General features: G+C 73.8%; 2 protein-coding genes. Both read left to right on the top strand.

Features of this window, described 5'->3' with window-relative positions; genetic code table 11:
- Positions 1–668 (top strand): dual specificity protein phosphatase family protein (locus DSY14_RS27715; RefSeq protein WP_211719551.1); only part of this gene is annotated, 668 nt, incomplete at its 5' end.
- 307 nt (positions 669–975) lie between these two features.
- On the top strand, positions 976–1,724 hold a 749-nt coding region (locus DSY14_RS27710), incomplete at its 3' end, for a septal ring lytic transglycosylase RlpA family protein (protein ID WP_211719550.1).

Here is a 1,724-nt window from a genome sequence, read left to right as displayed (position 1 = left end):
CCCGCTGGGGCGCCTCCGCCCTGCCCTTGCACGCACTGCGCCGGGTCGGCCGGCACACCGACCCCCACACCCTCACCCGCGCGGCACTGGAACTGGCCACCGGCGACACCGACCCCACCCGCTGGCCCCGCGCGCCGCTGAGCCACGAGGACGCGCGCGTCTTCGCGCCCTTCGCCGTGCCCCACCCCCTGGACCCCCAGGTGCTCCTGGGCAACCTCGCCCACCTGCGCCACCACCCCGAGCGGATCGACGCGGTGGTCTCGCTGTGCCGCACCCACCCCCACGACGCACCGCACCTGGCGGACTCCGACTGGGTCCGGGTGTGGCTGCACGACACGCCCGGCACCAACACCAACCTCCACTTCACCCTGGACGAGGCGGCCGGGGCCGTGGCCACGCTGCGCTCGGAGGGCAAACGCGTCCTGGTGCACTGCTGGGCGGGGGCCTCGCGCACCCCGGCCGTGGCCGCCCGCTACGCCGTCACCGCCCTGGGAGCACCGCCCCTACCGGCCATGACCACCCTCATCCGTCTCGTGGGCGGGCACCTGGACAACCCGACCCTGTCCCAGGCCGTCGCCGAGTTGAGCGGTGTGGACCTGCCCGACCCCGCCCAGGCGCTGTTCGACGGACACCTGCCACCGCGCCGCGGCGGCCTGCTCCGCCCCTGACCTCACGGGACGCACGCCCCGCACCGGGCACCGTGCACACCGCCCGCACCCTCGGCCGGCCGGTGATCAAAAACGGTGATAAGTTCCACAAACCCGCTCTTTCCGGTACCGTTACCCTCGCGTTACTCCTAAGATCTGCGCCCAGACCCCGTGCAACGTCACACGCCGGCGGTCCCGGTTCCGCCCCCGTGCACGGCCCCACACCCGTGGTCGGCCCGCACCCCCAGGGCGCACCTCTTTCCCCGACCCCACGGTCGAGCGCCAGGAGGCGGCCGCCCTACCCTGTTCCCGTTCGAAGGACTGCGTTGTGGGCAAACACGAGCCCCAGAACCCATCGGTGGACGACCACGCCGACGACGGTGCGGACCACCACACCGACGCCCCGACGGCTCCCGCGCCCCTGGGTCCACGTCGCGCGGCCGCACGCTCGCGCAAGAAGCGCGCCCTGGTCGTGGCCTCGGCCGCGGGACTGACCCTGGTCGTGGGCGGAGGCGCCGCCGCGGCCGTCATCACCTCCGGCGCCGGCCCCGAGGACGCCACCACCGCGGTGGGCGTCCCCGAGGCCCAACCCGACCCACTGGTGGCCTCGGCCGAGGCCGGAGAGCTCGACCCCGAGCTGCGCGAGCGCGCCGAGGACGCCCGTGGTCAGGCCACCCAGTCCGGGTCTGCCGCCGGCACCTCCCAGGTCGAGGAACCCGAGCCGGAGGAGGAGCCCGCCGACACACCCGCCTCCACCGGGTCCTCGGGCGGCTCCGGCGAGGGCACCGGTCAGGGCGGCACCTGCGAGGCCTCCTTCTACGGGGACGGCTTCCACGGCGCCACCACCGCCAATGGCGAGACCTTCGATACCTACGGGATGACGGCCGCGCACAAGACGCTGCCCTTCGACACCATGGTCCAGGTCACCAACCCCAACAACGGCAAGTCGGTGACCGTCCGCATCAACGACCGCGGGCCCTACATCGACGGCCGCTGCCTGGACCTGTCCACGGCGGCCTTCGACGAGATCATCGGCACCGGCTCCGGTGTGGGCACCGTCGACTGGGAGGTCGTGGG

Source organism: Nocardiopsis sp. MG754419, assembly GCF_018207095.1.
In the GTDB taxonomy this organism is placed as follows: Bacteria; Actinomycetota; Actinomycetes; order Streptosporangiales; family Streptosporangiaceae; genus Nocardiopsis.
This window is presented reverse-complemented; position numbering and strand designations above follow the sequence as displayed.